Raw genomic sequence first — 21,604 nt, forward strand, 5'->3', positions numbered from 1 at the left:
TCACTCCGTCCCGGGGCCGACGGATCCGCGGCCCGCGGGCCGATGCCGCGGAGCGCCGTGGCGACGAGCCTCGGCATCGGCGGCCGTACAAGGACGGCCGCCGATGTGGTTGGAGGACCCGATGCTCTCGAAAGCCCTGTTGCGCCTGGGCACAAGCGCCGCCCGCCATCCCTGGCGGGTGATCGCGGCATGGCTGCTCGCCGCCACGCTCGCCGTCCTCGCCGCCCTCGCCTTCGGCGGGCGGACCGCGGACTCGATGACCGCTCCGGGACTGGACTCCCAACGGGCCGCGGAACTGATCGAGCGGGCCGGCACGGGTCAGGAGGGGATGACCGCCCAAGTGGTCGTCACCCCCCTCGACGACGGTGCGACGTTCTTCGACGACGACGGCGCGCGCACCGCTCTCACGCGGCTGCGGGCCGAGGTGCAGCGGCTGCCGCACGTGCTCGGCACGAGCGACCCGGCGCGGGCACTCGACGCGGGCCGGGACACCGCCGTGCGCGGCGGACTTGTCTCGGCCGACGGACGGATCGCGGTCGTCCGGGTGCAGTACCTCGACCAGAGCCGCCTGTCGGCCGAGGACCTGCACGCCCTTGTCGATCTCGGCGACCGGCTGCGCGCCGAGCTGCCCCTGCGGATCGAGATGGGCGGGAGCCTCTTCTACGCCTTCTCCGACCCCGACGGCGGCGCAAGCGAGTTGATCGGGATCGTTGCCGCCGCCGCGATCCTGTTCCTGGCGTTCGGTTCGCTCGTCGCCGCCGCGCTCCCGATCGGCATGGCGGTCTTCGGGCTGACCGTCGGCGTTGCCACGATGACGGTACTGGCGGGGGTGACGGACGTCCCCACCTTCGCACCGGTCCTGGGCAGCATGGTCGGGCTCGGAGTGGGCATCGACTACGCGCTGTTCGTGCTCGCCAGACACCGGGAGTACCTCGCGCGCGGGCTCGATCCGCACGAGGCAGCCGGACGGGCGGTGGCCACGGCGGGGCGGCCCGTGGTCTTCGCCGGCGGCACCGTCGTCGTATCGATCCTCGGCATGGCGGTCGCGAACGTGCCGTTCATGACGGTGGGCGGCCTGGCAGTCTCGATCGTCGTCCTGACCATGGTGCTCGCGTCGGTGACGCTACTGCCGGCCTTCCTCGGCGCGGCCGGCCCGCGGCTGGGCCAGGCCGGCCGGATCGGCCGGGCACTTCGGTCCGGGCGGTCGGGCCGCCTCGGCCGACGGCGGGACACGGCGGCGGGTGCCGTCCCCGCCGTCGGGTGGCGGCGCTGGCTCGGGCACGTCGGCCGGCACCCGGTGCTGTACGCGGTCGGCGCCGTGGCGCTGCTGCTGACGGCGACGCTGCCCGTGCTCGGCCTGCGCGTCGGCCTGCCCGACGACGGCTCACTGCCGCAGAGCCGTACCGAGCGCCGGGCCTACGAACTCGTCGCCGAGGGATTCGGCCCGGGCACCAACGGTCCCCTCGTCATCGCCGCGGACCCCGCGGGTGATCCGGGAGTGGTGGACCGTCTCGTCGCGGGGGTCGCGGCGGATCCGGGGATCGCGTCCGTCGCACCGGCGCGCATCGATCGGGCCACCGGCGTCGCGACCCTCGTGGTGTTCCCGACCACCAGCCCTCAGGACGAGGCCACGGCCGACACCATCGTCCGGCTGCGCGCCGAGGTGCTGCCCGCGGCGATCGGGCACGGCCCGGCCAGGGCGCACGTCGGCGGGGCCGCCGCGAGCCTGTCCGATGTGGGCCGACGCACCAGCGAACGTCTGCCGGTGTTGGTCGCCGCCGTGCTGGCGATGTCGTTCCTGCTGCTGATGCTGGTCTTCCGCTCGGTCGTCGTACCGCTCAAGGCGGTACTGCTGAATCTGCTGAGCATCGGCGCGGCCTACGGCATCATGGTCGCGGTCTTCCAGTGGGGCTGGGGAGGCGCACTCATCGGGCTGGAAGCGACGGTTCCGATCGTGTCGTTCATCCCGATGTTCCTCTTCGCCATCCTGTTCGGCCTGTCGATGGACTACGAGGTGTTCCTCCTCTCCCGCGTACGCGAGGAGTACCTGCGCACCGGCGACAACGGCACGGCGATCGTTGAGGGCGTCTCGCGCACCGCCCGGATCATCACCTCGGCCGCCCTCATCATGGTGGCGGTCTTCCTGTCCTTCGCCGTCGCCGAGGACCCCTCCACCAAGATGTTCGGGCTCGGCCTGGCCACCGCGATCTTCATAGACGCCACGGTCGTACGCATGGTGCTGGTACCGGCGACCATGACACTCCTCGGCCGGACCAACTGGTGGCTGCCGAAGTGGCTAGACCGGATGCTTCCCCGCGGCCCGGTCGGCACCGACGCGGAATCCACGGGAGAGGCCCCGCGTCCACGGCTGGTTGACCGTTGACTCAACTCCTGCCCGCCCTTGGCGTCCGGCACCTCAGCGCGTCACCTAGGGGCATTTCGAGTCGTGATCATCGGGTGGTCCTGGTGAGGTCCTTGATCCAGATCATCGAGGCGCGCAGGTGGAGACCGGCGAGGTAGCTGTCGGGAGTCTTGTCGTATCGGGTGGCGATGCCTCGCCATGCTTTGAGCTTGTTGATCAGGCGTTCGACGGTGTTCCGCTCCTTGTAGAGATCGGCGTCGTGGCTGACGGGTCGGCCACCGCTGGAGCCCTTCTTCTTCCGGTTGGCGGCCTGGTCCTTCTTCTCCGGGATGACCGCCTTGATACGGCGTTTACGCAGGTGGGCGCGGTTTCCGCGGGACGAGTACGCCTTGTCCCCGGCGACCGCGTCCGGCCGGATGCGGGGTCGGCCGACGGGCCCGCGTACCCGTACCTTCTTCAGGACGGGGATGAACTGCGGGCTATCCGCCGCCTGGCCTGTGGTCAGGATGAACGCCAGCGGGCGGCACTTGCGGTCGGCGGCTTGTACGGGGGCGGCGAGGGTGGGGCGGTAGTGGACGAGGAGGAAAGCGCCGGCTGTCACGAGGCCTGTGACGGTGACGAGGACGAGGGCCAGGACGAGTGCGGACAGGGACATTGGGGGTTCCTCGGTGTCGGGCGCGGTCGGCGCGTGGTGGGCGGGGCTGTCCAGTTCCGCCCGTTCCCTGAACGGGGTGCTGCACAGCACGCCGCACCCTGGAGGAGACCGGGGTTAGTGGCGCAATCTGTGAGAGCCCGTGCGCGGCCGGGTCTTACACGACTTCGGGAAAAGGTTGGGAGCGCTCCGGGCTTGGGTTGCTCGTGAGGGGCGTAGCCGTTGGGGTCGGGCGTGACGGTCTCCGTGCCGCTGCTCTGCCGTCGGCCGACACCGTGGCGCGCGGCTCGGGTTGTGCTGCGCTGCTTCCCGCGGTGGTCCCCTCTTTCCGCCCGGGAGATGCATCGCGGGCCGTGGTGTGCTGCGCCTCACCGTTCCGGGCCCGCACCGGTCCGTCCCGGGGCCCGTCAGAGGGCCGGCCCCCGCGGTCCACTACTGTTCGGTGATTTTGTCGATGCGCTCGCGGAGGAGGTCAGCGTGGCCGTTGTGCCGCGCGTACTCCTCGATCATGTGGGTGAGGATGTAGCGGAGAGAGAAGACGTCGTCTCGGTACCGTCCGGTGACGTCGGGGGACTGGGCGGCATCCACGATGTCGCGGGATCGGGCGCACTCCTCCTGCCAGATCGCGAACGCTTCGGACGGGTCTGCGGTGTCGACGTCGAAAGCGCCGCCGTCGCTTCGGGGCCAGTGCACATCGCTGTGCTCGCCGTTCAACACGTTCCGGAACCAGGTCCGCTCGACGTCAGCCATGTGCCGGACGAGGCCGAGCAGCGACAAGCCCGAGGGCTGCACGGCCTTTTCCCTGAGCTGCTCGGCTGTGAGCCCCGCACATGCCATGGCCAGCGTGTCACGCTGGCGCTGCAGGAAGCCGGTCAGCGTGGCGTGCTCATCGGCCACCCGCGGAGGTTCGGTCCTCTCCCGGTTGTCCATCGGACCATCATGACAGCGAGGGGCGCACGGCAGTCGGATCTCTAGGACTGACCTGCGCCGCCGACGACCGTCTGCCGCTCGGCGGTTCGGCTCGAGCCGCCTTCGGAGTGCGGGGACCGCCTTGGCATGCGTCCGGTGGCGGCCCCCCCGCCCCCGTCGAGCCCCCGTCAGGGGGCGTGCCCCTACCGGCCGACGGCCGGTCCCGCGTGTGGGGGGAGTCGGTGTCGTACGGCACCTGTGGGCGCCAGGGCGCGGCGGGGCGTTGTGGGGGGTTGTTTTTTGGCCGGGTGGGCGGGGCGCAGCGGACCCGGGCCACGCACGCGCACCAGGCGTCCGCTCCGCGCCCGTCCGGGGCGGGCGCTGGGCGTTCTCGCGTACGGCGGTGCCGGGTAGGCGGTCGCGGTGCGCTCCGCGTCGCTTCGTGCTGCCCGGTCCTTGCCCTCGGCGGTCCGCGCCCACGGGGCCTTCGGTCGCCCCGGGTCGTGCCGCACCCCGCTGCCGGGCGCCTTGCTCTCGGGGCTCCGCGTCCACGGGGCCGCCGACCACCCCCGCGCCCTGCGTCCTCGTGCTGCGCCTGGTTGTCCCGGGTCCCGTCAGGGGCCCGGCCCCGCGCTCCGTGAGAAGCCCCCGGCAGGGGGCTTCCCCAGCATGCTACCCAGGGCTCGGGCCGGCGTTTTCTAGTGGCCGCGGTTCAGCAGGAGGTGTCCTGCCGGGCGGCATGGGCGGCCGATATCGGTGCATCGCTGCTCGAAGTCCGGTGGAATCCAGCCGCGTCCCAGTAGTCGGGGGTGGGCGGGGAAGGCGGTGACAGCGGCCAGGACGAACAGCAGGGACGCCCAGGGGGTGTGGAGCTGGACTGTCGTCTGCTGTCCGTTGTGGATGTTGCGGAAGGTGGTTTGGAAGACCTCGGGTGCGACGAGGTCGATCGTGTCCAGGCCGTCCCAGGCGAGGTCGAGCGGGCACTGTGGGTGTCCGAAGTAGACCTTCCGTGTGGTGACGGTGATTTCGCCGGATCCGTCCGTCACCCAGCGTGGTTGCGCGTTGTTCGCGGCGGCACGGCGGCGAGCGGAGTTACCCAGGGCCGAGGTGGCCATGCTGCCGAGTACGAATGCGGGACTGCCGAAGGCAACGACGCTTTGGTGCATGTAGCTGCCGTTGCCGAGGGCCCGCCAGGTCGAACGCTGTGCGGGGCCGACGGCGAGTGCGCGGTCTCCGGGCTCGAGTCGGGCGACGGTGGCGACCAGCGGACGCTGCTTCAGCCGTTCGTCGGCCAGGTCGGCGATGATGTCGCACGAGACCCATAGGTACTCGTCGAGCCAGGACCACCCCGGCCAGCGCTCAATGCCAGAAGCAGGGACATAGGGGTTGTCCACCGTCTCTTCGTACCCCTCCATGCTGACGCTCCATCAACTGCACCCGTCCTGCGGCCACTTTACTGAGAGGCCTGTGGTGCTCACGAGGGCGGCGAGACCTTGTATGGCCGGGTCTCGCCGCCCCGGCCAACCGATGGATTGCGCTGACCTGCGGAAATGCGGCCTCCGGGGCGTGGGCGTCCCGTCAAGGAGTGCGGAGATTCCCGGTGACGCGGTACGCCGGTGTCATCGGTATGGGTGGTCACGGCCGGTTCCCAGATTGGGAACCGGCTGGTGGCGAAGACTTCGAGCGTGGTGAGGAAGACCTCGAAGGCGGCCGTGAGGCCCCATCCGAAGCGCCCGCCGATCCGTCTGGGGGAGATCAAGACAGGTCGGCTCGTGAACCGGTTGCGGGAGTTGCACGAGTTGGGCGGGGACCCGGCGTTCGAGCGGTTCCCGGCATCGGAGGAGCTGTTCCTCGTGCTGGACCACGCGCAGACATGGGCTGGCAAGTTGAAGCAGCCGAAGGACAGCCTGGTCAGCGTGGTGGGCGAGGCTGCGGTGTTGCGCGCGAAGTTCCACAGCTGCTTGGCCCTGTCCTCGTCGGCGCCGGCGCCCCGGGCGAAGGCGATCACGGTGCGCCGGGTGGGCAGCCGGCCGTCCAGGGCCCGGCGCAGCGTGCACGCGGACGTCACAGGCTCGGGGAAGTGGCTGATGTCCGGTTTCACCGTCCCGGCTGCCGTTTCGTCCGAACGTGCGTGCGGTGCTGTCTTGGTGAGGGTGGTGGAGCCGGCTGGGTGATGTGCGGGCGTGGTCGGGCATGTTGGTGCGGCGGGTGGGGGACGGCCCGGCTATGGGTGGGGGTCTCATGTTCGGACGCTGCTCTGGAGACAGTCCATGGAGGCTGCCCTGAACCTCGGGGAGACCATCGCTGCGGGCATGGTGGTGGCGGGTTTCGCGGCGCTGTTGGGGCTGGTGGTCACGGTTGTTTTCACTTCCCGGCGAGAGCAGGCGCAGCGGCGGCTCGAGCGTGATCTGGCGGCGGCTGCTGAGCTGTACCGGTGCTACGGCGAGTTGTTCGCCGTATGGAAGGCATGGAACAACCAGGCGCGCAGAGAGGATGTCGAAGCCAATCTGCGTCCGGCCAGGCCCCACCCGCCAGACGAGCAGCGATGGTCGGAACTTCTGTCCGCGGCGTCGCGGGCTGAAGGCGGGTTCGAGGCACTGCTGATCCGGATCACTCAGGAGCGCGACCTTAACGGCCGTGACCGTGAGTTGGCCACTCTGTGGTGCCTGCGGCAAGCGGCAAAGCAGCTGCGGTATGCCATCCGGCAAGGGGAGCAACTGGTCTGGTGGAGGTCGGACAACCACTATGACAGCGCCGGTCAGGCCGGATACCGCGGCTACCAGGCGTTCAAGACCCTGACCTCGGCGGTCGCCGGCATGCTGCTGGAGCCGAGCAGGAAGCCGCGTGGCAAGGGGGATGAACGACTGGCCGCGCTGCGGGAGGTCACAGGCGACGGCAAGACGTTCACGACGCTGTACAAGGAGCAACTGGATCGTGAGAACAAGAGCCGCTCTCAGCGCCCCAACCTCTTGAACCAATTGGACGACTGGGAGTGGGTCGTCATCACTGAGACTCTCTACCCGGCTGGTTCCGCGTGATCAGACACGGACGTCACTTTCCCAGCGGCAGCCCGCACTGCCCGGCCGGGCAGTCACCGCCGGACCGGTGGACTGGGCGAGCGTCCACCCACGGCCCGGCGCCTTGGTAGGCCCGGTCGGCGAGCATGGGAACACCTTCGCGCTCGCAGATCCGGATGATCCCTTGGGTGCGCGCTGCGGTGAGGTCATGGGTTCGGCCTGGCAGGGCCGGGGAGATCCACAGCACCCGGCCAGTGGGGGCGGTGATGACCGGCACGTTCACCCCACGCCCCCGACCCGTGCCCGGCTCCGGCGATCGCCCGGCTCTCCTGCTCCCGGCGGCCCCCCCTGCCCAGACCATCGACCTCCGTCGGCAGACCGTCACGCAAGATCGAGGCTAGGACAAGGCTAGGACGAATCTAGGACGACCCAAGGACGCGTGTTCGTAGCCTCCGTGTTGTTCAGCCCGTTCTGGCGCGATGAAAAAACAGCAATAAAACGTTCGGTCAAGAAGCTGCGGCGGCCACGACGGTGGCCGTGGTTCTTCCTGGCTATCGCGCCTGTGAGCAGCGGAGGATCAGCAAGCCCGGATGGATGGTCCGCCGCATGGCTGCAGCTTCAACGCTCCGAGCGTCGGTCACCCGGCCAGCCGGGGCTTCCTGGTCCTGCTGCTCCGCCCAAGGCCGGCCCACGCGAGGAGGACGGTTCAATCGGCACCACTGGGCTACCGGCCACGCTTGTTGGCGCTCCAGAAGAACCGCGCAGTCAATGCCGTTGCGCACGCACCAACAACACGAGACGAGGGGAAACCGTGTCTGCACTGCCTACAGCACGCACGTTCCGCCGCACCATCGCCATGACCACCGCCGTGCTCGCTCTCGCCGGCGGAACCGCATTCGGCGCCGCCACCACGGCGACCGCCGCTAACGCCGCCCCCGCAACCATCAGCGTCACCAGCGGCGCGGCTCACCCCGCGCAGCACCACATTCCGCGCACGAGCACGGCGACACCGAGCGTGACCACCGCGTGCAACCCGCGGGTCTGGATCGGGGACCAGGCACCGTACGGCTGGCAGGGTTGGATCACCGCCGGATGGGTCCAGCAGTACTGGAACCAGTGCACCGATCACGTGGGCGTCTACTGGTGGTGGAACCAGGACTTCATCAACCGGGTCGGCGGTACGGCGACCATCAAGGTCAGCTCCCCCTACGGGCCCCTCCTGGCATCTGCCACCCTCAACACGAGCTACACCCAGTGGTACTACGAGCCGCCTCAGTGGACCCATGGCACGCCGAGCCCCGACGCCTGGCGTGCAGGCGCGGAGGTCAACTCCAGCGGCTGCACCGAGTGGGCCACGCTGCACTGGTACGGCGGCCAGGACTGGGATGGCGACCGCGGCGGCTGCAACGACCCGTACGCCCCGTACCCGAATGGAACCCAGCCGTGATCCGGCCGTCGTCGGGCTACCGCCAAAAGGGTGATGGCGCCTCGTGTGCGGGCGGGGCGGTGACTGCTCATGCGGCCGGGGCGGGCTGGGCGCCGAAGGTGGTGACGGCCTGGTCGTGGAGCGGAGAACGTCTCCAGGCCGGCGTCGTACTCGGCGGTGGCGATCAGTACGGCCTCGGCGGTCCGGTCGTCCGGCAAGAGCAGTTGTCCTCATGGCTCTGGACGAGGTTGAGGGGGATGACGATGTCCGGCGTGAGGGCGCGGTAGGCGTACCGGCAATCTGGTATGACCATCGTGCTGGGAAGCCGCGTGGGGGTCGATTTCTTGCCAGGTAGTGCTGCGCGAGCTCCGGCGCCGCGCCCTTCGGTCAGATCGGGCGGTGGCATCACCGCTCCTTTCAGGTGATGAAGGCTAGGTAGGTGCCGACTGTGAGTCCGGAGAAGGTGAGGAGCTGGCGGGGCTTTAGGTAGGTGAAGGCCGAGTGCATCCCGATTCCGATGACCACGGCATAGGGCATCGTCTGCGGGGTGAGCAGCGCAGGGGGCAGTGCGATCTCTGTGGCGATTACCGTGGCCGCGGTAAGGCGCCAGAGTCGGATGTCCCGGTCGGTGAGGTTGCCCATGTAGCGGCGGACGAGGCCGGGGACGGCGTACTGGCGCCGGTAGGGCAGTTGGTCCCTGACCTGTGTGTAGACGTGTACCCACTGGGCGAGGTAGAGGCCGGTGCGGAACTGTGGGGAGCGGATCTTCTGCCATGCACTGTTCCAGTAGATGTCAGTGGTGATCAGGACAAGGACGCACTGGGCCCACGTGTTGGCCGTGCTGGAGCCGTGGTCGATCGTGAGACCGTGACCCATGTCGCCAGCGGCCATGAGGCAAGCGCCGGTCAGCAGGGTGTAGCGGACGGCGTTGGGGCTTTTGAGGTAGAGGAGTTCCATGGCGGCTCCGGCCAGGACCAGCGAGAGTGACACGCGGGGTGCCAGGCCGGCGGTCAGGGCGACGGCGGCGAGTGCGCGGACGATCAGCGCAGGCCGGTAAACGAAGGCGAGGAGTTCGGCTCGCCTGCGGCCGAAGCGCTGCGCCGCGATGTGGGAACTGAGCGATGCCACGGCGAAACGGTCCCATCCGCCCTGGCCGATGGCGAGGATGAAGCGGAGGGCGCAGATCGTGCCGAAGACGATGCGGAACAGCTGGAGCCGTCCGGGGTCAGTGGGGTACTGGAAGCCGGAGGCGAGGGTCTCAAAGAACCACATGACTGTCCCTCACCTCGATGGACTGCTCGCCCCACGCGGACAGGAGTCGACCGTGTCCGTCGACCTTGTCGTACCGGCCGCTGCGGGTGAGGTAGTTGAGGATCTCCTGGAGCTGTGGCGGGCCGCGGATGAAGGAGCCCGGGGAGAGGTAGTCGTAGACATTCACCGGCTCGGTGCGGCCGTCCTTGGTGCCGGTGAGCGTGACGATGATGAAGTTTGCCCGGCAGAACATTTTCCAGCGCAGCCAGCGGCCGGGCAGGAGGGTGAAGCCGGTGATCATCCAGGTCACCCGGGCGAGGGCGACGGCGATCTGGACAGCAGGCAGCACAGACACGTGCACGGGGGGCCTCCGTGAGGGGAGGGTGAAGGTGGTGGGTGGCCCCGCGAACCAAGGGGCCCAGGGGGTCAGTGCTCGGGCTTGGGGGGCCGCTGCATCAGCGCCGCCGCGGCTTCGTTGAGGGTGACCTTCTCGTGCAACAGGGCGGAGATCACGGAAGTGATCGGCATCTCAACGTCGTGAGTGTGGGCCAGGGCGAGAATCGCCTCCGCGCTCTTGACACCCTCGGTTGTCTGCCAGGTGGCGGCCGTCGCCGCCTCGAGGCTCAGGCCCCGGCCGAGGTGGGTGCCGAAGGTGCGGTTCCTAGACAGTGGCGATGAGCAGGTGGCCACCAGGTCGCCCAGGCCGGCCAGACCAGCGAGGGTGGCCGGATGGGCGCCCATGGCGACCGCCAGCCGAGTGGTCTCCGCCAGCCCGCGAGTGACGAGCATGGCGGTCGCGTTGCCGCCCAGGCCCATCCCCGAGGCGATGCCGACCGCGAGGGCGATGACGTTCTTGACCGCGCCGCCCAACTCACAGCCGACTACGTCGGTGCTGGTGTAGGGACGGAAGCACGGGGTGTGGCACGCCTGCTGGAAGCGGCGGGCGGCGTCCTCGTCCAGGCACGCGATGGTGGCCGCGGCTGGCTGACCTTCCATGATCTCCCGCGCCAGGTTCGGGCCCGAAAGCACCGCGACCCGGTCCGCACTCGCGCCGGCCACTTCGGCGCATGCTCGCGCAGGCCCGGAACGGAGACGACCAGTAGGGGAAACCCAGCAAGATCAATCTCACCGCGATTTCCTGCCGTTTGCCGCGCACCGTGGTGCGGTCCAGGGTGCGCACCATGAGGCGCGAGCTGTGTTTCACCCCGACCTATGCGTCCTGGGCCAACCCGATCGAGGCGCACTTCGGCCCGCTGCGGCAATTCACCCTGGCGAATTCGAACCACCGCAGCCATCCCGCGCAGACCCGGGCCCTGCACCGCTACCTGCGCTGGCGCAACGCCAACGCCCGTCACCCCGACGTCCTCGCCGCACAACGCAAGGAACGCGCCCGCATCCGCAGCGAGAAGGGCATCCGCTGGGGTGGACGCCCCCTCGCCGCCGCAGCCTGAGCACGTTGGGGATCCCGTCTTGCCCGGATGTGGAGATCAGACAGCGGTCAGGCTCTTCGCCATGACCCGCTCCCTGCCCACGCCATCGGGCAGAAGATCGCCGGGCTCACCCGTGTCCGTGAAGCCGTGCCGTTCATAGAGCGCGGTCGCCTTGCGGTTATCCGGCATGACGGACAACCGCAGCGTCGTGGCACCGCGCTCCGCCGCCCACCGCTCGACCGCCTGGATCAGGTAGTCACCCACGCCCTTGCCCCGAGCCGTGGGGTTGACCCACATCGAGATCAACTCCACGTTCTCTGCTCCCTCGCCCGGCACTCCGCTGGCCATACCCACCGGGAGGCCGTCTAGGAGCGCGACGTAATCATGCGCGCCAGGAATCGACAGACGGGCACGCCAGCGTTCCTCTCGGTCGCCGGAGCCCTGCCACTGGGCCAGCGTCGATCCGAATGCGTAGGGCGCCTCAGCAAGCGCGGCCAGTCGCAACTCCCGCCAAAGGGGCCAGTCGTCTGATTCCAAGGTGCGTAGTTCAAGCATGATCCAGACCCTGCCCGCCCGCCAAGGTGGTCAGCAAGTTGATTACAGCCATACAAACGAGGTCGTTCCGCCCTGCGGCCAGCCGAGACTGGGGAGCAGCGGGACTCGCGCATCCGCAGGCCACGAGACCTCGGTGAACCTATCCGGTCACGGCACTAGTCATGCTGCGGGGCCGTTCTCCGGGGGTGGTGCCGCGAGAGGATCCGAAACCGGGCGCTGGGCGAAGGGGAGAGGATCCCCCCAGTCGATGTCAGAGCCCTGGCGGATGTGCACCTGGGTTATGGCCAAACCGTCCATGCGGTCGGACCACCGTCGCAACGCGAGATCGTGCGCCTCTTGCCGGGTTGCAGCCCTGTCATAGGTGTGCCGCGGGTGCGAGACTTCGGGGTCCGTGACCACCCACGTGTAGCGGATCACCCACATGATCATGGACTCGGCGATCTCCAGTTCCTCCGCCGAGGTCCACGCTCCCGCGAGCTCGTTCCAGTACAGCGTTGCCCCCCGAACACATTCGTCAGTCGGGTCGAGTTCGATGATCGCCAACCTGGCCGCGTCGGAAAGCTCTCCGGGAAGAACCAGAGTCGTCGGGTGGGCGGAACCCGGGACATCTACCTGCAGATCCCCCGCCCCGCTCTCACCCCGACGCCGTAAGCGGATGCGTCCCAGCACACTGGCCATGGACTCGCCGAGCCGTTCGCCGAGCTTCTTCGCGAACTCTTCGAGGAACGGGCTGAGCACCTTGAGCGCCACGAACCCTGCGATGATCTGGGCGGCCATGGGCAGATGGGGGAGCGGAGACGGCGGTCTGAGCGCGTCGCGCCTGTGCAGCACGGCCTCGGAACGGGTTCGGGCGACGTCCCAGGTGTCCTTATCCACATGCTGGAGAGCGCGCTGGGCATGGTCGTAAGCGCGATGGGCGTTGGTGAGCAGCTGAAACCGATCATGGAAGCCAGGGGGCACCACGTCCGAGGGCCAGACCAAAGGAGCTACCCCACCAGCCTGTTCCAACTCGTTGCCGCGGGTCAGCAGCGCCTCGGCCTGGGCCAGGCAGATCTCGGGACGGTCATGTTCGCCCCGAGCCAGCTCGCGAGCCTGCCGGTCGATCTCCGCCGCCTCATCTTGACGGTCGTCCTCAAAAAGGGCCTGGCCAAGGACGGTTAAGGCCAAAGCTTCTGCCTTGCGGTCGTTCTGCTCGCGGGCCTCGATAACCCTCGACCAGGCGGTGTCGATGACGAATACGCGGTCGTTCATAACGCCCACTGTGTCGTGAGAGAGCGAGAGCATCCAGACAGCTGCGGTCCTGCGAGGGTCAGAGCTTTGCCCGCAGCTGGACTGGGACTTGGCCGACCAAGCCCTCCATTAGACCGCGCTTCTGGTGTCCGCGCTGCTGATCACTCGGCTGTGAGGCGGCTGCGAGGGACAGAGGGGATGCCCAGGTCCACAGGGGGAGCTGCTGCGAGCGGTGGACCTGGGACCGCTTGGAGCGCAGGAACGTCAGAGTCAGCTCGATGCCTTCGACCTCGCCCTTCCAGCCCTGGGCAAGCGCCTGCTCGCGGCGGGCGACCAGGTCGTCCTCCAACTCGTCCAGCCGGGGCAGCATCTTCGGGTTGACCGAGAGAATGGGACATCTGATGCAGGCGTGCTCATGCGCGCACGGCGTTCCGTACGGACGTCCGCAGGAGCCCAGCTCGACCTTCCGCTTGTCGAAGTGCTCCTGGAACTCCGCCCACTCCTCGGAAGTGGGGTCCCCGTACTCCTCCTCCGGCCGCAGCTGGCGGCGCTGATCCAGGAACTGCTGGTAGTGCCGCGGCCCTCCAGCAGCAACACCGCAGCCCAGTAGTTACTCAGCGCTACACGCCACCTGGCGGAAGCTACACGAGAACCGGGCCGTTATGGGCGGTCACCTTGTGCCGGAGGCCGCTGAGCAGCAGCTTCGAGTGCAGCAACTCGACAGTCCTCAGCGTGGGGTCCTCACCCCAGGCTTCGTCGGCTTCGTCCTGTGCCTCGCCCATGAGCTCGCCCAAGGACCGCTCAGGGGGGTCGTAAGAGAACGTCTGCATGCCCTGCTAACGATTCAGTTGTCCACTCGACGCCGGCTGTGCCTGTTCACCAGCTCTCAGAACGCCGTGGCACGGACCGAAGCGAAGCCCATCGTGCGGCCCGTCTCGTGGAGAATCTGCGCGGCCATGCGGTTCACCCCAGCCGGTATGTGGCCTCGTTCCGCGACGAGCCCGTCGCAGATCGGCGCATCGCTGGCCGACGGCCAGGCGCCGTCCTGCTCGTGCACTGGTGTGCCCCCTCCCTGCGGTGGCAACAGAAAGCGAGTGTACGGGCGCACGGCATGCGCAGTTTTCCAGCAGCAAGGATCCGACCGTCTCGATGAAGATGGCCGAGTCGGTGTCGTAGACAGCAAGTCTTTTAGCGGTGACGCTGGGTGTCCATGGTGCGGGGTAAGGGGGAGGGCCCATGAGGCGAGTGGAGGAACTGCGGGAGCAGACCGTCTGGAAGAGCGATCCGCACACGCAGGTCAAGCACCTGGTGTACCGGCATTACCTGCAGTGCTGGATGGGCAAGATCCTCCAGACGTTCCCCGAGGCCACGATCGTGGATGCCTTCGCGGGCCCGGGCATCTACACCGACGGGCCGCCCGGCTCCCCGATCGTGGTCGCCAGGACGTTCCTTGAGCACACGGCGCACCGACGCTTCAACAAGCTCAACCTGATCTGTCTCGAAGAACGGCCCGACCGGGTGGAGGAGGTGAAGAGGCAGTTCGCCAAACTGCCCCCGTCGCCACAGCTGAACATCAGCGTGCAACCGCCGGGCACCTTTGCCGAGCAGCAGACCCGGCTGTCCGCACTCGCCCACCGCGGGCGCGCCGACACCCCCGTTCTCTGGCTGATCGACCCTTTCCGCCTGAAGAGCGCACCGTTCGCGCTGATCAGGCAGTGCCTCGCCGGGCCCCGCGACGAAGTGCTCTTCACGCTTTTCACGAACGAACTGCACCGCTTCTGCGAGCGCGAGCACTTCGACAAGACGATGATCCCCTACTTCGGCGGGGAACACTGGCAGGCCGCGACAGCCGAACGGCGTGGCCCTGGCGCCCGCAAAGAAGCGTTCGCTGCTGCCTACCAGCAAGGACTCAAGGACCAGGGGCTGTTCACCGGCAGCTTCGGCGTCAAGATCAGCAACCAGAGCGCCCGCTACCACCTGATTTTGGCCACCCCACAACGAAGCTGGCCTGAAGTGCTGGGCACCCGTCACCTGGAAGCTGGACAGCTACAGCGGCCGGGGTGCCTCTGTCGACACGGCAGACGCCCCGTCGCTGTTCGATGAGGCCGCAGTCGTGGACCGCTTGGACGTAGCACTGCGCGCTCACGCCGGCACCGAGCAACGTTGGGAGACGCTGTCCAGCCAGGCGGCCCGGCTGAACCACATGGACAAGCACCTGCGGCAAGTGCTGGACAATCTAGCCGCCCAGGGCCTGGCGTTCCGCGTTGACCCGGTCCGCGCGCGCACCGCTTGGCCGGAGGGGTGCACCGTGCGCTTCTATGCCCCCGAGGACGTCGCCGACGAGGCCTCCTAGCCTGCGGAAATCAGAGGGCGGCCCGGCATGTCGTCCCAGGTACGGCCGTCCAGCTCGCGGCCGCCTGACTTCGGTGTGCGGCCGCCCCACTGCTTGAAAAAGAAGGCCACTTGAGCCTCCTGGCAGATGTCTCTGATCTGCGTGACCCAAGCTTCGTTCAGCGGCCGATGTCCGGGGCCCGACTCGCCACCGGCGATGACCCAGTCAATCGCCGTCAGCTCCAGCCCATCCAATGGCCCCAGCAGCGGCTCACACGATAGAAACTTCACCGCCGCCGGCACCTGCCGCAGGTCGTCGACGCGGGGCAGTTCCTTCACGCTTTCCACCGATACGCCCATCCACAGGTTCGGCGGCCATTCCAGCCGGTCGGCGACCTGCCGCAGACGTCGGGCGCGCTTGGTGAGTACCTGGTAGGTGTGCTGTGGCGTTTCGGCGATCACGTCGAAGACGCGGCGTACATAGTCGAGCGGCACCCGTGCGTGGAACAGGTCGCTCATGGAGTTCACGAACACTGTCCGCGGGCTCTTCCACCCGTACGGCACGCGCAGCGCGTCTGGGGGCAGCGTCAGTCCGAACCCGGGCCCGGAGGTCCGGGAATCACCGTCGGCTTGGTACTTGGGCGACCCCATCGCCTTCAGCCGCTTCGCCAGCGTCAGGGCGTAGCAGTTGTCACACCCCTTAGAGACGCGGTCGCAACCCGTGGTCGGATTCCACGTCGCCTCGGTCCACTCAATCGCACTGCGGTCACTCACCGGCCGGCCCTCCATCCCCTCGAACCGAGCCTCATCCCCGACGGTGCAGCCGCGGCCCGCTGAATGCCCAACGAACCGTCACACCACTGGACACCGGCATCCAACCATCCAGCCTCCGCACCGTACTCGCTGCCCCAAACTGCGAACAAGTGTTCCACTTGGGTCGGGTGTGCTTCCCCCGGCGGCGGTCGCCGTGGCGGGGTGTCGTTGATGCACGACGGCCCCGTGGGGGTGGCCCGCCCGGGCGCGTGCCACACCCACGGGTTGCCGGTGGGCGCCTCATCGCCGTTCACCGGCGATGAGGCGGGGTTGCTCAGCGGCGGGCGCGGTGGTCGCCGCCCCAGGAGAATTCGTCGACGAAGCGGTCGCGGTCGTTGCGCAGGGTCGCGGTGTCGTAGTCGTTGTTCCAGACGTAGTGGCGGCGGTCCTGGAACACGTCGGTGCGGCTGTCGCGGCCGGTGCCGGTGTGGACGCGGACGGTGGAGCGGCCCTCCAGGCGGTAGTGGTCGAAGGTGTAGGTGTGGCCGTCCTTGGCGGCGATGCAACCCGATCAACAGGCAGTGCGGGCCCCAACAGATCACGCCGAGCCCAGCACCGGGAACCGGTTCATACGGGACTCCTGCTGACACCGATGTGGCGGTGTGCACGGAAGAGACGAACGGAGACGTGGTTGCCGTCATCGGGCGCGCTGAGGACGTCGATTTCGTCGACCAGGAGGCCGTTGTCGACGAGGAGGTCTTCCCACAGCGTCTCCGAGCGCACCCACATATCGACGGACAGCGGGTCACCGCTGGCGAGTGGCAAGACTTCCGGTCGTGCGGCGACGGTAGGCGAGGGCCCGCGGCCGTCGGAGTTTGTGTGAAGGACGGAGAAGATCAGGAGCCCGCCGGGCCTCAGTGCGGTACGCAGTGCCGGGAGCAGGCGGTGCGGGTCGATGTAGCCGAAGCCGTGGATCGAGTAGATCACGTCGTACGGTTTTGCGTGCTCCAGGTGCTCGACGGCGTCGGCCTGGATCAGGTTGAGGCCCGGCAGGCTGCCGTACCGGGCGAGGGCGCGTTTGTGCTGGGTGGGGGAGACCTCGACGGCGTCGACCACCGCGGCGTGCTCCCGCACCAGGTGGGCGGCGTACTTGCCGATCCCGGAGCAGAGGTCGAGAACCCGCTTGCCGGACAAGTTGCCCAGGACCTCGGCGCCCGGGCCGTTCGGCCAGAAGCCCCAGGAGATCCGGGCGGCATCTGGGACCTCGGTGGCACGGTCGATGTGATGCCGTCCGTACGCGGTCCATGCCGCAAGGTTGGTGTCTTTGCTATTCAAAGGCGTCTTCTCCGGTCAGGGGTGCGGTGTCACCGGCGTAGGGCGAAGCAGGCCAGCCGGTCGAGGTCGACGGCGGTCACGCTGGACCAGCGCGACGTGAGGAGTTCGACGTCGGGCGCGGTGATGCCCCGGCTCTTGAGGGGATCTTCGTCGTCTCGCCGGTCGGCGAGCTCGGTGACCACCCAGAACGTGCCGCCGGGAACGAGGAGTTGGCGGACCCGGTCTAGGAAGGCGTCCTTGTCGGTGATGAACCGGAAGACGAGCCGACAGGTGATGACCGCGTATGCCGGGTCGGGCAGGTCGTCCAGACGGTCGGCGGCGACGTCCATGACCTGGAAGTGGGGACGGTCGGCCGCCGGGGCGGCGCCAGTGGCGAGGGCGATGGCGCTGGGTGCACAGCCGATGCCGGCGGCCCGGTAGCCGAGCTGGTGGTGCAGATGGCGGGTGAGGGAACCATCGCCGCACCCCACATCGAGCGCTGGCCGTCCACGGCCGGGACCGAGATGGTCGGCCATGAGCTGGGCCTCGGTGTCGGTGATTTGTCGGTAGCGGCGGCCGGAGGCCCACAGGGGCTCCCAATAGTCGACCGGGGAGGCGATCATGCGCTGTTCCCTTCGGTGCGGTAGGCGGCCCGGTCCTGCTGGAGGCGCCACAGCTCCTGCATCAGCCCGGGCTGGTTGACCAGTTCGTGGAAGGTGCCCTCCTGGACCACGCGGCCCTTGGCCATGACGACGATTCGGTCCGCGACGGACGTGTTTGCCAGGTTGTGTGTGACCAGGACGACGCCCCGGTCACCGGCCATGTCGCGCAGGCCGGTGAAGATCCGGTGCTCGGCCCGGGCGTCGAGGTCGGAGGTGGGCTCGTCCATGACGAGCAGTCCCGCGTCCCGGTGCGCTGGCCGGGCCACCGCGATCCGCTGCCACTGCCCCGGCGACAGCGCCACGCCTCCCCACCACTCCCGTGCCAGCAGGGTGCCCAGCCCCGACCGGAGGGTGTTGATCACGTCGTCGGCCCCGCTGGCCCGGGCCGCGCGGTTGACGGCCGCGTCGCCGTCGGCGCGCGGTTGGCCCAGGGTGATGTTCTCCCTCGCGGTCATGGGCCAGCGCGCGAAGTCCTGCGGGACCACGGAGGTCTGCTGCCACATCGCGTGCGGGTCGAGGTCGGCGACGCTGACGCCGTCCCAGGTGACAACGCCACGTGTGGGCAGGTTCAGCCCGGACAGCAGTTTCATGAGGGTCGACTTGCCCGAGCCGTTCTCCCCGACGACGGCCACGATCTCGCCCTGGCGGACCTCGAAGTCGACGTCGTGGAGCGTGTCCTCGTCCGCCCCGGGATATCGGAAGGAGACGTTGCGCAGGGCGATGTGGCGCGGGCGCAGGGGCGTGAGAGTGCCGCGGTCGAGGCGCTGGCCGGCGGCCTCCGTGACGAACCGCTCCCAGTCGTCAAGGTAGAGGCCGGTGCGCAGCAGATCGCGGCCGTAGCCGACGAGTCCCTGCAGTCCGGTGGTCGCGGACCGCAGGGCGAACACGGCGGTGCCGGCAGCTGCCGCCGAGATCCGGCCGGTCGCCAGCAGCCCGAACACCGCGCCCCACAGCGCCGCGGAGGCCAGGTCCGCGGCGGCGGCGCCGACGACGGCGATCTTGGCCCGGTTCCAGGCGGCGGTGTCGCTGGTGGCCTCAACTCGCAATGCACTGGCCCTGTACTTGGCCAGCAGGTAGGGGGCGAGGGTGTCGGTGCGGACCTGGTCGGACTGGTCTTTGGCGATCAGATGCCAGCGCAGCATGGTCATCACCCGCCGGTCCTTGTGGGTGGCGACCACCGCCAGGTACGTGACGCGCTCGCCGCGGATGCCGGCGATCGCCTGCGGCACGGCGGCCAGGAGCAGCAGAGGCAACAGCAGCGGGTAGAGGCTGGCGATGACCACGGCCGCGGCGATGAAGGTGGTGAGGGAGGAGACGCAGTTCTGGGACTGGCCGATCATGTCCCGGCTGACGTCGACGCCCCGCTCGGCGGCGTCGTAACGGTCGTTGAACCCCGGGTGGTCGTAGGCGGCCTGCTCCGCGTTGGTGGCCGCTTCCAGCATCTTGTACTCCGCCTGCCGGCAGATCCGCGGCGAGAGCCGGCTGGACAGGGCCTGGATGGCGATGCCGAGCAGGGCCCGCAGACCGGCCGTTGCGGCCAGGACGGCCACGGCCGGGATCGCCGAGTCCAGCCTGCTCGGATCATCGGCCGTCTCGATGAGCACGGAGAGCGCCGCGGTGGTGGCGAACAGACCGAGGGCACCCGAGATACCGGAGACGATCTGGCAGGCCAGCAGGGCGACGACGGTCCTGCGTTCGACCTCCCAGGCCAGGGAGAAGGTTCTGCGGATCAACGAGGGAAGGCGACGGGCCATGGTGCGCCCGGTGAGCAGGTCGGCCAGCTCCAGACTGTCCCCACCGGGGTGGTCGAACACCAGCTGTTCCTCGACGGCGGGCGCCACCGACACGTCGTCGGCCTCGCCGCCCTCATCATGAAGTTGGTCGGCGGTCTGAGTCACAGTTTGTCTCCTTCCTGCTGGTGAGGGGCACCCGGCTCGGCGAGGGCCGGGACATTGGCCGGTGTAGTGGGTTTGCCGTCGGGCGTGGGTGCCGTTACCGGGAGGGCACGCAGTGAGCGCACCAGGGAGAGGGCCAGCACCGCGAGGGGAAACGAAGTCCTAGACACAGGCCCCGAAGCGGCCCGCTCGAAATCGACCCAGCTGGTGCGCCCGGACCAGATCAGGTTCCGCTCCCAGGCGTCACCGTGCAGGAACCTCAATGGCAGCGGCCCGAGCAGGAGGAGATCACCGGCGAGGCGCCGTACAAAGCGCCGCGCCGCCGCGCTCACCCGGTCGCTGGCGGCCGCCAGGTGCTTCTCCACGCCGTGCGCGGCACGCCGTAGAGCTTCCTCGGCCCCTACGCGGTGCTCGCCCCGCATGTCACCTGCCGCGTGCAGCCGGTCGAGCAGAACGCCCCCCTGCCGGTAGGCCTCGTATCTCTCGGCCCTCGACACATCCAAACCGGCGAGCGGACGTCCGGGGACCGCTGTCAGCAGCGGTCCGAGGTGCCGGGCGCTCGACTCGATCAGCTGAGGCGCGGCCTCCGGGCCGAGCGCCGGGACCGCATGCCGGTAGGCGAGCGACTCCCGCTGGTAGGCCACCACTCCCGACGCGACCTTCACGAACACGCCGGGACGGCCGCCGAGCCGTAGCTCCCACACGCGGGAGCCAGGCCGTGGATGCGAGACGTCCCGTACTGCCGTGATCGGACCAACCTGGCGCTGCGCCCAGGCTCGAAGATCGGAGGGAAGAAGTTTGGCGTCGGTCATGCACCCCACCTCGATGACGGGCGTGGTGCAGATGCGAACAGGGCGCGGCGAACGTCAACAGGACGCCGCAGGGCGGTCGGCTCACCGACGGGGGCGGGCACCTGGAGTTGTTCGAACGTGGGGCGACGGGCGGCAAGCACGGGCATGGGATTCACGAGTCCTCCTCAGTGAGGGTGAGTGGGCAGAGCAACCGGACAACGTGCCTGCTCATGGTGTCGACACGGGACACCGGGGGCGACCCTTCGACAGCGAGTTCGAGTGCATGCCGACCGGCCAAGGGGTGTCGGCAGTGCGGCCCGCCCCGCGGCAGTTCGATTCACTCGGCAGGGTTGGGAGGCAGCGCCGTCACCCGCACGGGCGATTGCATGGCGTACGGCGGCAACTGCATCGTTCATCCTCCGGCGAGGTCGTGGTCCGGGCGCGGGGAGCACTCTGTCGGGAGGCACTGACACTGGTCGGGCAGGAGGACGGGAACCGGACAACTTCCACCGCGCACACCGGACTCCGGTGGTCATGCGGGCCGGGGATCTCCGAGTGATGCATCGTCACGCCGTTCAGGCGAGTACGGCCATGACAGGCCTTCGGGCCCGCACGGACGTTGTCGAAAAACCGATGGATGGGCATGGTCGCCGAGTCCGAGGGACGCCCCGGCATGGAATGCTGCACTCCCGGTCAGACGGTGCATCGAGGGCCACGCGGAAGGGCCGGTCCTGGAGCACTCGAGCCTTGGTCTGGGTGACCGGCGCACGGACCTGTGAGACCCCAAGCGAAACCCTGCCATCCACCGCACAACCAGATGTTCAGGTTGCCTTGACGGCACTGACCAGCCGTAGATAGCGACACGATCCACGGCGACGTCCCCACACCGGACCGAGCGCTCAACTCCCGCCCTGGACACGGCAACCAGGAGCGATCCACCTCATTGTGCTAGCCGTTGTAAGGGCGACTTCCGGAAGTCAGTCGAGCTGCTTGCGATCCGGGCCTGCGGCTGCCTTCCGAGTAGGT

General features: G+C 68.8%; 19 protein-coding genes and 5 pseudogenes. 7 read left to right on the forward strand and 17 right to left on the reverse strand.

What is annotated here, in order from left to right; all coding sequences use genetic code 11:
* The first annotated feature begins 121 nt into the window (after positions 1 to 121).
* Positions 122 to 2,383 carry an MMPL family transporter gene (locus ACIRVH_RS43690; RefSeq protein WP_403965762.1) on the forward strand — a complete coding sequence of 754 codons (2,262 nt, stop codon included), beginning with the start codon at positions 122 to 124 and terminating at the stop codon, positions 2,381 to 2,383.
* A gap of 67 nt (positions 2,384 to 2,450) precedes the next feature.
* Here ACIRVH_RS43690 and ACIRVH_RS43695 read toward each other — a convergent pair.
* The 3 genes and pseudogenes from ACIRVH_RS43695 to ACIRVH_RS43705 form a co-directional block, all read right to left on the reverse strand.
* Positions 2,451 to 2,903 (reverse strand): annotated as a pseudogene (locus ACIRVH_RS43695) (IS5 family transposase); the annotation flags it as partial.
* A gap of 543 nt (positions 2,904 to 3,446) precedes the next feature.
* Positions 3,447 to 3,911 (reverse strand): DinB family protein, encoded by a 465-nt coding sequence (locus tag ACIRVH_RS43700; RefSeq protein ID WP_403965764.1) that lies wholly within the window; start codon positions 3,909 to 3,911, stop codon positions 3,447 to 3,449.
* A 710-nt stretch (positions 3,912 to 4,621) separates the two neighbouring features.
* Positions 4,622 to 5,338 carry a hypothetical protein gene (locus ACIRVH_RS43705; protein WP_403965767.1) on the reverse strand — a complete coding sequence of 239 codons (717 nt, stop codon included), beginning with the start codon at positions 5,336 to 5,338 and terminating at the stop codon, positions 4,622 to 4,624.
* Positions 5,339 to 5,608: 270 nt separating this feature from the next.
* On the opposite strand from ACIRVH_RS43705, the gene ACIRVH_RS43710 reads away from it, so the two are divergent.
* Positions 5,609 to 6,097 (forward strand): hypothetical protein, encoded by a 489-nt coding sequence (locus tag ACIRVH_RS43710; RefSeq protein ID WP_403965770.1) that lies wholly within the window; start codon positions 5,609 to 5,611, stop codon positions 6,095 to 6,097.
* Positions 6,098 to 6,193: 96 nt separating this feature from the next.
* Positions 6,194 to 6,961 carry a hypothetical protein gene (locus ACIRVH_RS43715; RefSeq protein ID WP_403965775.1) on the forward strand — a complete coding sequence of 256 codons (768 nt, stop codon included), beginning with the start codon at positions 6,194 to 6,196 and terminating at the stop codon, positions 6,959 to 6,961.
* A 64-nt stretch (positions 6,962 to 7,025) separates the two neighbouring features.
* On the opposite strand, the pseudogene ACIRVH_RS43720 reads toward ACIRVH_RS43715, so the two are convergent.
* A pseudogene (locus ACIRVH_RS43720) lies at positions 7,026 to 7,235 on the reverse strand (transposase family protein); the annotation flags it as partial.
* A 516-nt stretch (positions 7,236 to 7,751) separates the two neighbouring features.
* Here ACIRVH_RS43720 and ACIRVH_RS43725 point away from each other — a divergent pair.
* Complete coding sequence (locus tag ACIRVH_RS43725) at positions 7,752 to 8,387, forward strand: hypothetical protein (RefSeq protein WP_403965778.1); 636 nt, start codon at positions 7,752 to 7,754, stop codon at positions 8,385 to 8,387.
* 396 nt (positions 8,388 to 8,783) lie between these two features.
* Here the strand turns inward: ACIRVH_RS43725 and ACIRVH_RS43730 are convergent, their stop codons facing one another.
* The 3 genes and pseudogenes from ACIRVH_RS43730 to ACIRVH_RS43740 all read right to left on the reverse strand — a co-directional run.
* The gene (locus tag ACIRVH_RS43730; RefSeq protein WP_403965781.1) at positions 8,784 to 9,638 is read right to left on the reverse strand and encodes a hypothetical protein; all 855 of its coding nucleotides are present in this window, start codon (positions 9,636 to 9,638) and stop codon (positions 8,784 to 8,786) included.
* The gene (locus ACIRVH_RS43735) at positions 9,625 to 9,978 is read right to left on the reverse strand and encodes a hypothetical protein (RefSeq protein ID WP_403965783.1); all 354 of its coding nucleotides are present in this window, start codon (positions 9,976 to 9,978) and stop codon (positions 9,625 to 9,627) included. The genes ACIRVH_RS43730 and ACIRVH_RS43735 overlap by 14 nt, the downstream gene beginning before the upstream one ends.
* Before the next feature lie 65 nt (positions 9,979 to 10,043).
* Positions 10,044 to 10,679 (reverse strand): annotated as a pseudogene (locus tag ACIRVH_RS43740) (NAD(P)H-dependent glycerol-3-phosphate dehydrogenase); the annotation flags it as partial.
* A gap of 128 nt (positions 10,680 to 10,807) precedes the next feature.
* Here ACIRVH_RS43740 and ACIRVH_RS43745 point away from each other — a divergent pair.
* Positions 10,808 to 11,068 (forward strand): annotated as a pseudogene (locus ACIRVH_RS43745) (IS630 family transposase); the annotation flags it as partial.
* A gap of 36 nt (positions 11,069 to 11,104) precedes the next feature.
* On the opposite strand, the gene ACIRVH_RS43750 reads toward ACIRVH_RS43745, so the two are convergent.
* The 4 genes from ACIRVH_RS43750 to ACIRVH_RS43765 all read right to left on the reverse strand — a co-directional run bounded on the left by ACIRVH_RS43750 (position 11,105) and on the right by ACIRVH_RS43765 (position 13,889).
* On the reverse strand, positions 11,105 to 11,602 hold the full coding sequence (locus ACIRVH_RS43750) for a GNAT family N-acetyltransferase (RefSeq protein ID WP_403965785.1): 498 nt from the start codon (positions 11,600 to 11,602) through the stop codon (positions 11,105 to 11,107).
* 159 nt (positions 11,603 to 11,761) lie between these two features.
* Positions 11,762 to 12,853, reverse strand: coding sequence for a hypothetical protein (locus tag ACIRVH_RS43755; protein WP_403965788.1), 1,092 nt, complete (start codon positions 12,851 to 12,853; stop codon positions 11,762 to 11,764).
* Between the two features lie 620 nt (positions 12,854 to 13,473).
* Positions 13,474 to 13,662 (reverse strand): hypothetical protein, encoded by a 189-nt coding sequence (locus ACIRVH_RS43760; protein WP_403965791.1) that lies wholly within the window; start codon positions 13,660 to 13,662, stop codon positions 13,474 to 13,476.
* Positions 13,663 to 13,718: 56 nt separating this feature from the next.
* Entirely contained in the window at positions 13,719 to 13,889 is a 171-nt protein-coding gene (locus ACIRVH_RS43765; protein ID WP_403965794.1) for a hypothetical protein, read from the reverse strand.
* A gap of 179 nt (positions 13,890 to 14,068) precedes the next feature.
* On the opposite strand from ACIRVH_RS43765, the gene tcmP reads away from it, so the two are divergent.
* Both tcmP and ACIRVH_RS43775 read left to right on the forward strand, forming a co-directional pair.
* The gene (tcmP, locus tag ACIRVH_RS43770; protein WP_403965797.1) at positions 14,069 to 14,935 is read left to right on the forward strand and encodes a three-Cys-motif partner protein TcmP; all 867 of its coding nucleotides are present in this window, start codon (positions 14,069 to 14,071) and stop codon (positions 14,933 to 14,935) included.
* Between the two features lie 19 nt (positions 14,936 to 14,954).
* Positions 14,955 to 15,185: a hypothetical protein gene (locus ACIRVH_RS43775; RefSeq protein ID WP_403965800.1), complete on the forward strand. Its 231-nt coding sequence runs from the start codon at positions 14,955 to 14,957 to the stop codon at positions 15,183 to 15,185.
* On the opposite strand, the gene ACIRVH_RS43780 is transcribed toward ACIRVH_RS43775, so the two are convergent.
* The 6 genes and pseudogenes from ACIRVH_RS43780 to ACIRVH_RS43805 all read right to left on the reverse strand — a co-directional run bounded on the left by ACIRVH_RS43780 (position 15,182) and on the right by ACIRVH_RS43805 (position 20,599).
* A complete protein-coding gene (locus ACIRVH_RS43780; RefSeq protein ID WP_403965803.1) occupies positions 15,182 to 15,937 on the reverse strand; it encodes a DUF5131 family protein in 756 nt (251 codons plus the stop codon). The two genes, ACIRVH_RS43775 and ACIRVH_RS43780, sit on opposite strands and share 4 nt — an antisense overlap.
* Before the next feature lie 313 nt (positions 15,938 to 16,250).
* Positions 16,251 to 16,469 (reverse strand): annotated as a pseudogene (locus ACIRVH_RS43785) (lamin tail domain-containing protein); the annotation flags it as partial.
* 74 nt (positions 16,470 to 16,543) lie between these two features.
* Complete coding sequence (locus tag ACIRVH_RS43790; RefSeq protein WP_403965807.1) at positions 16,544 to 17,251, reverse strand: class I SAM-dependent methyltransferase; 708 nt, start codon at positions 17,249 to 17,251, stop codon at positions 16,544 to 16,546.
* A gap of 29 nt (positions 17,252 to 17,280) precedes the next feature.
* Positions 17,281 to 17,853: a class I SAM-dependent methyltransferase gene (locus ACIRVH_RS43795; protein WP_403965810.1), complete on the reverse strand. Its 573-nt coding sequence runs from the start codon at positions 17,851 to 17,853 to the stop codon at positions 17,281 to 17,283.
* Positions 17,850 to 19,790, reverse strand: a complete 1,941-nt coding sequence (locus tag ACIRVH_RS43800) for an ABC transporter ATP-binding protein (protein WP_403965813.1) — start codon at positions 19,788 to 19,790, stop codon at positions 17,850 to 17,852. The genes ACIRVH_RS43795 and ACIRVH_RS43800 overlap by 4 nt, the downstream gene beginning before the upstream one ends.
* Positions 19,787 to 20,599, reverse strand: coding sequence for a phosphotransferase (locus ACIRVH_RS43805; protein ID WP_403965816.1), 813 nt, complete (start codon positions 20,597 to 20,599; stop codon positions 19,787 to 19,789). Before ACIRVH_RS43805 ends, ACIRVH_RS43800 begins: the two co-directional genes overlap by 4 nt.
* Positions 20,600 to 21,604 lie beyond the last annotated feature (1,005 nt).

Source organism: Streptomyces sp. NPDC101165 (assembly GCF_044768135.1).
Lineage (GTDB): Bacteria > Actinomycetota > Actinomycetes > Streptomycetales > Streptomycetaceae > Streptomyces.